This is a genomic window from Mesorhizobium sp. M7A.F.Ca.US.006.01.1.1, from assembly GCF_003997935.1.
In the GTDB taxonomy this organism is placed as follows: domain Bacteria; phylum Pseudomonadota; class Alphaproteobacteria; order Rhizobiales; family Rhizobiaceae; genus Mesorhizobium.
The window spans coordinates 1-6,020 of record NZ_RZQL01000334.1 but is presented as its reverse complement, the minus strand read 5'-3'; the positions used below and the strand labels follow the sequence as shown (position 1 = coordinate 6,020).

Sequence of the window (6,020 nt, the reverse complement as noted above, 5' to 3'; positions counted from 1 at the left end):
GTCGACCAAGACGCGTTGGCAACTGGCCCGAGCCGAACGTATGGCGCGCGAGGTGATCGATTTCGGTGAAGCCGTCGAGCCTGAGCCCTGGGCAGGTTGGCGGCCATGCATGCCAGACATGCTTCCGGTAGTTGGCGCCGTTCCCAAAATCCCCGGTCTCTGGTGCAATTTTGGTCACGGCCATCAGGGATTTACCCTTGGACCCACAAGCGCCCGGCTATTCTCGGAACTGGCGGGCGGCAGGGCCGAAGATCAGGTGACTCAGGCTGTATCCCCTGTGCGATATCTCTGAACAACGGGGTCGCGGCTGAGCCGGATACCGCTTAGATCGAGCCCGCTTCGCATTGGAATGCGAATTCTCAAATCTCACCTCCTTCCAGATCCCGCCGGTAGGAGCCCAGATCGTGCTCCTGGGCCTCCGACCGGTCGTGTTGTCGGGACTTCAGCGAGTCACGCCCCAGTGCGCGATTACTTCGCCGATGCCTGCATCGCACTGAACAGATCGACCACGCTTTGCGGTGCGGTGTCGTCAAAAAACCGCTTTAGGTTCTGCTCGGTTTCTTGGGCCACCTTGCCGCTTCGTGGGAAGAGGTCGTTTTCGTAGACAGTGAGTGCGGCTTCGATCTCATCAGGATAGGCAAGGAGCGCTTGGGCAAGCTCCGCGCCATCAAGCATGGCGAGGTTCGCGCCTTCGCCAGAGAATGGGGACATCAGATGCGCGGCATCGCCGAGTAAAGTTGCGCCTGGCACCCGGCTCCAGCGATGACCAACCGGGAGCGCATAGATCGGTCGAAGCACTGGATCGGTGTCGCAGTCCGTGATGAGGGCAGTCAGCTGCGGAGCCCATCCTTCGAATTGCCCGGCGATATGAGCCAACCCAGCTTCAGCGTCACTGAAATCGATCGAAGCGATCCAGTCTTCCGGTTTGTTCAAGGCGACGTAGACATGCAGACTTCCGTCGGCATTGCGATGCGCCAGGATACCTTTGCCGGGCGCAACGGCCATCAGCGTGCCGCTGCCGATCGCCTCTGCGCTCGCCTTGTGGCGCGCGTCGCCATCGAAAAGGAATGTCTCGACGAAACACGTTCCTGTGTAGGCCGGCTTTGAATCAGAAAGCAGTGGACGGACCTTCGACCACGCGCCATCGGCCCCAATGACAAGGTTGCAGGTCACCTTTGAGCCGTCCATGAAGGTGATCTCATGGCGATTATCCTCGGTAGCTGCCACGGACGTGACCTTATGGTCCCAATGGATCATATCGGCCGGAATCGAATCGATCAGCATCTTGCGAAGCTCGCCCCGGTCCACTTCAGGACGCTCGCCGCTGTGGCTGCCCGGTCTGTCGAACAAGACATGGCAGTCCTTGTTGACAATCCGTTTTGCATCTTCGCCAGGACGGACGAGCTGAAGAAACGAGTCAAACAGACCTGCGCATTTGAGGGCGAGCTGACCGTTGTATGCGTGGATGTCGAGAAGTCCCCCCTGCGCTCTGGAGGCAGAGGAGGCGTCGGCTTCATAGACCGTGGCTGAAACGCCATGGACATGAAGAACGCGGGCAAGCGTGAGGCCACCAAGGCCCGCACCAATGATTGCAATACGATTTCGCATTTTTAGCGCTCCAATGCATCCGTCGGAATGACGGTTGCCATGAGCCCGACTTCTCGTCGGGCGGTTACTCTCGGAGACGCTGGCCGAACCGTGCTGTGCACAGTTGACGTGTACTCGACTGCCTGACGAAGGTGACAATGGTCAGGCAGTTGTTTTTCGCGACGGAGCCTAGAATAGGTCGGCTCCTTGCACGAAACAAGGTCCCGCTGCCCAGAAGCCACCCGGTTTATAGAAGGCCTTTCGCAGCCAATGTCCCGCAGTGGCGCGCTTGAAAGACAGGACAAAGGCTGGCCGGTTTACGATCTGACACGACTCCGATTATCAGGAGGAGCCGTTTTCCGCGTCCATTTCCGCTATATCCTGGAACCTGTCGGCAATCCTGGCGTGAACGCGTCCGCCGTTGGCTGCACCAATGGCAACCAGCACTTCATCGGCACCCGGTGCATCGGCGATCTGGAAGTTCGCGGTGATGAAATGCGAGCGCCTCCCGTTCTCGCTCTTGTGCATCATTGGCAGTGACAACAACGCCCCCGCGGCGTTTCTGGTGTTGCAGAATTCGAGATAGGTGGTGCCGCCGACGGCATCGCGGAACAGATTGCCAAAGCGCAGCGTGTGGATCAACGCCGAGGCGTGTTCGATTTCGCCATTGATACCGACGGCCGCGGCCTTGCCGTAGGATTCGATCTCGGCCGGCGGCATCAAGGCGGTCAGCCGCTGCGTAAGTTCGGCGCCGAGCCTGGGGGCGATGTCGATGATCTCGGGGCGAAGGTTTTCGACGAAGCCCCGTTCCATCCACGGGTTCTTCAACACGGCGGCGACGACGATCGATGTGACCGGTTTGCCAGCGACCTTGCCGCCCTCGATCCGAACCTCGTCGATGAAGGTGCAGACTTTCCTGATTTCCATTCGCGCCAACGGTCCTTCTGCCCAAACTCGAAAGGGCCAGGCTAGGAAGGCGCGCACCACGCGTCTTCCTCTGCTTCAGAGGAAAAACCGGATGTCCCGCTCTCGGAAGACGTGTAGCTTCACTCGGCCGCGAATTGCTTATATCGGCGCTCGCAGTGCCAACAGGAACAGATCGGTCAGCCGGAACAGTCGCACCAGTGAACCATCAGTCGCAAATCCTGTCGTTACGCGACGCCGCCAGCCTGATCGACTCAGGCGGCGATCTCAGCACGGTATTGCGTTATCTGGTGTTGGCCGCCTGCCGGCATGCCGGATGGACGATGGGGTCGATCATGAGCATCGACGCACCGCATGGCCATGCTTACGTGATCGTTCGCCATGACCCGACCTTGATCCAGCGGTCGCTCCCCGACCGCTGGGAACTCGCCACCAGCCCGTCGATCGTTGCCCTGCAACGCAACGAGGCCGTCTATATCAGGGATGCTCGGGTCTCGGAGGAGTTTCCTGGCTATCGCATGGAGGCTTTCGAACGCGACTACCGCAGCGTTCTGGTAATGCCGATGAGTTGCCTCGACGAGGCCGGAAGGCCGATGGTGCTCAGCGTCATCTCGCGAGAGATCATGGACGTCAGCGCCGACGATCTCGCCTTCATCGGGATGATCGTCCATCTCGGTGAAATCGCTGTCGAGAAACAGCACAAGCTGCGCGAGGAGAAGCGTGCATCGGAACGGCTCCAGCAGGCGCTCCAGGCACATACGTCGCTGCTGCAGCAGGCCTTGGCCGAAAGCTCGATGCCTTCGCTTGCCGGTAAGATCGCAGCATTGGTGCCCAACCCCGTCGTCGTGGTCGATTTCACCGCCAACCTGATCGTCGCCAGCCGCTCACCGAGCGAGAAGCATTTCGACGACGCGGCCTGGCAGCTTGCCGCCAGCACCAGCCTGCACCGGCAGATCATGAAGGTCGCGCGGTCGGCGGTGGATCAGCCGCACAGCGAGGCTCATACATTCTTCCTCGACGACGGCATGCGCCGTCTGCGTCTCACCGCGAAGATCGAACCGTTGAGCGTTGATGCCGAGGCTGTCGGGGCAATGGTCATCTTCACCATGCAGGAGCCCTTCAGCCAGCTCGACCTGCTCCTGCTCGACAGTGCCAAATTCGCGCTCAGCGTCCAGATGATGCGCAGCTTCATCCGCTTCCGATTCGAGACACGCACGCTGACGGAGTTGTTCATGGAGGTGGTCGAGCATCGCTGGCACGACCCCGCCGATGTAATGCAGCGGGCGCAGCGGCTTGGCGTAGGGCTGGCATCACCAAAGCAGATGATCCTCATCGATCTGCCTGAAGCCGCCCAAAGCAGCGCCGGACGTCTGGTCGATCCGCATCATGCGGTGATCCGGTTGCTGCAGCAGAACTCGGTCGCGGCTGACATCATCGTCGTCGACAATGGCCTCGTCTGCCTGATCCCGGCTGAGCTGGGCGAAGACAGGGACCGTATCGCCAAGCTGCTGCGCAAGGTTGCCGAGGAACTGGGGCGCCAATTCGGCCAGGAACCGTTCGTCGTTCTTTCCGGTCTCTGCACCAAACTTGCGGACTATCCCCCGGCATGGGATCGCTGCCGGCGCATGATCCGCATCGGACGCTCGTTCGGCCGGACCGGCGTCTTTGCCAGCCAGGATTTCGGCCCGCTGCCGATGCTGATCGCGGCCGCCGAGGTGGAGGATGTGCGGAGCTTCGTGCAGGACAGTGTCGGCGCCATCGCCGATCACGATGGCCAGCACGGCACCCCCTATATGGAGACGTTGTTCTCCTATCTGCGCGAAGGCTGCCGCAGCCAGGCCTGCGCTGATGCGATGGGGCTGCACGTGACCACCTTGCGGTACCGGCTGGCGCGCATCCAGGAACTGTTCGGTGTCGATCTCGATACCCCTGAGCGGCGCTTTGCTTTCGAGCTCGCCATCCGCTTGCGCGAGGTCATCGACAACCGCGATTCGGTCGAAAGATAGCATCGTTCCAGCCTCCGCCGTGCGGACTGTTTCCAGCTTGGGTATCTTCCCTGCCGTTTGCGTTGTTGTCCGCGATCCTTGCTCGCAAACACAGCAGCCTCTCTGCCTACTGTTCCTATCAACAGGAGGAAGAACGGCTGCAGGTCAGCGGCTAACGTCTCGCGCAATACGAAGAGGGAACACGAGGCCAGATGCTGACGACTCCACAGCCAACGATCGATCCGATTGCACTGAGAAGGGCATTCGGAACCTTCGTGACCGGCGTCACAGTCATCACCACCCGCGACGCCGATGGCACGCCGCGCGGCATGACGGCCAACTCCTTCACGTCGGTCTCGCTTGATCCGCCGCTGCTTCTGGTTTGCGTCGGCAAGGCCGCTGCCAGCTATGCCGCGTTCAACGCGTCCGACTCTTTCGCGGTCAATCTTTTGCATGAGGGGCAGACCGACGTCTCGGCGGTCTTCGCCTCGAAGGCGCACGACAAGTTCGGCTCGATCAGCCATGACCGTGTCCACACCGGGGCGCCGATCCTCAACGAATGCCTGACCTGGTTCGACTGCACCGTGCACAACCGCGTCGATGCCGGCGACCATGCCGTTCTCATCGGCGCCGTGCAGGCGTTTGGCACCAGTCCGTCGGCACCGCTCGGCTTTTGCCGCGGACGCTATGCCTCGGTGAAGGATCCACTGCCACCGGGCTGGCTTGCTTCCCACTCGATGATCGTCGGCTATTTGATCGAAGCCGAAGGCAACATCCTGTTGCGCGCCGACGGCAAGGGCGGCTGGGTGCTGCCCAGCGCCAAGAGCCGCAAGGCGGAAAACGAACTCAAGCTCGAAGGCGGCGACGCACTGACGCTGCTTCCGGATGAGACGTTTCTTTATTCCGTCTTCGATGTCGCCGACAGCGATCCCGGCTACCTCATCTATCGCGCCCGGCTCTCCGGCGCTTCCGCCGCCCTCACATTGCCCGCGGGATTCAAGTTCTTTCCGCTGGCGGACCTTCCCTATCAAGACATTCCGGCGCGCGAAATCCGCGCGCTGCTGCGCCGCTACAGCCGCGAGCGGCACGACGAGCGCTTCAGCATCTACATGGATTCGGGCGATGGCGGGCGTCTCGCCAGCATTGATGGCGGTTCGAAGCCATGGATGCAAAGCCCCAAGGACGCCGAACAGGAACAGCCATGAAGACGTCAGTCAAATCGATCGAGAATTCCCGCCAGCAGCTGTTCATCGGCGGCGGTTTCGTCGCACCGAAAGGCGGGCAATATATTCCAAGCTACGATCCAACGACCGCCAGGTCCTGGTATGAACTGGCCGAGGCCGACGCATCCGATGTCGATGCCGCTGTGGCCTCTGCGCGAGCAGCCTTTGCCGATCCGGCTTGGCGCCGCATGACCCAGACCGACCGCGGCAAGCTCGTCTATCGCCTGGCGGAACTGGTGTTCGAACATGCCGACGAGCTGGCGCTGATCGAGACACGCGACAATGGCAAGCTGCTCAAGGA

Annotated in this window: 6 protein-coding genes; 4 read left to right on the top strand and 2 right to left on the bottom strand. The window is 61.1% G+C overall.

Going from position 1 to position 6,020, the window contains the following annotated elements; translation table 11 throughout:
- Positions 1-292 (top strand): FAD-dependent oxidoreductase (locus EN943_RS33965; protein WP_127416252.1); only part of this gene is annotated, 292 nt, incomplete at its 5' end.
- A 176-nt stretch (positions 293-468) separates the two neighbouring features.
- Here EN943_RS33965 and EN943_RS33960 read toward each other — a convergent pair.
- Together EN943_RS33960 and EN943_RS33955 are read right to left on the bottom strand one after the other, a co-directional pair.
- Positions 469-1,608 (bottom strand): NAD(P)/FAD-dependent oxidoreductase, encoded by a 1,140-nt coding sequence (locus EN943_RS33960; protein ID WP_127416251.1) that lies wholly within the window; start codon positions 1,606-1,608, stop codon positions 469-471.
- A gap of 321 nt (positions 1,609-1,929) precedes the next feature.
- Positions 1,930-2,514 (bottom strand): amino acid synthesis family protein, encoded by a 585-nt coding sequence (locus EN943_RS33955; RefSeq protein ID WP_127371724.1) that lies wholly within the window; start codon positions 2,512-2,514, stop codon positions 1,930-1,932.
- Positions 2,515-2,711: 197 nt separating this feature from the next.
- Between EN943_RS33955 and EN943_RS33950 the strand changes: the two genes are divergently transcribed.
- The 3 genes from EN943_RS33950 to EN943_RS33940 form a co-directional block, all read left to right on the top strand.
- On the top strand, positions 2,712-4,517 hold the full coding sequence (locus EN943_RS33950) for a helix-turn-helix domain-containing protein (protein ID WP_127416250.1): 1,806 nt from the start codon (positions 2,712-2,714) through the stop codon (positions 4,515-4,517).
- 191 nt (positions 4,518-4,708) lie between these two features.
- On the top strand, positions 4,709-5,701 hold the full coding sequence (locus EN943_RS33945) for a flavin reductase (protein WP_127371394.1): 993 nt from the start codon (positions 4,709-4,711) through the stop codon (positions 5,699-5,701).
- The coding region (locus tag EN943_RS33940) for an aldehyde dehydrogenase family protein (protein WP_127416249.1) at positions 5,698-6,020 on the top strand (323 nt) is incomplete at its 3' end. The genes EN943_RS33945 and EN943_RS33940, both read left to right, overlap by 4 nt.

What these genes read in the sequence shown, in the direction of transcription:
- EN943_RS33945 (WP_127371394.1), top strand. Translation starts at nt 4,709, where the DNA reads ATGCTGACGACTCCACAGCCAACGATCGATCCGATTGCACTGAGAAGG.
- EN943_RS33960 (WP_127416251.1), bottom strand. Translation starts at nt 1,608, where the DNA reads ATGCGAAATCGTATTGCAATCATTGGTGCGGGCCTTGGTGGCCTCACG.
- EN943_RS33955 (WP_127371724.1), bottom strand. Translation starts at nt 2,514, where the DNA reads ATGGAAATCAGGAAAGTCTGCACCTTCATCGACGAGGTTCGGATCGAG.